Origin of the sequence: Staphylococcus sp. HMSC070D05, assembly GCF_001815595.1 — a bacterium.
GTDB lineage: Bacteria > Bacillota > Bacilli > Staphylococcales > Staphylococcaceae > Staphylococcus > Staphylococcus hominis.
Map to the genome: position 1 here is coordinate 1 of NZ_KV821108.1, position 227 is coordinate 227.

The window sequence follows — 227 nt, forward strand, 5'->3', positions numbered from 1 at the left end:
GGAATCTCTTCTTTTTCTATGATTGGATCGCCATCAACTGGACCGTATTTTGTTACGTCATCCACTGGAGGTGTTACAACTTCTCCTGTATCTGGATTTTTGATACCTGGTTTACCTGGAACTTCTTCTTCGCTACCTTTCGGTGCGTTTGGATCAAATTCATCTTTATGACCTTGTGGTACTTTCTCACCGCCATAATGTACGATTTCATCCACTGGATCTTTTGT

Annotated in this window: 1 protein-coding gene; it reads right to left on the minus strand. The window is 41.4% G+C overall.

The features are described from left to right. The coding region (locus tag HMPREF3046_RS04595; protein WP_256278214.1) for an E domain-containing protein at nucleotides 1-227 on the minus strand (227 nt) is incomplete at both ends.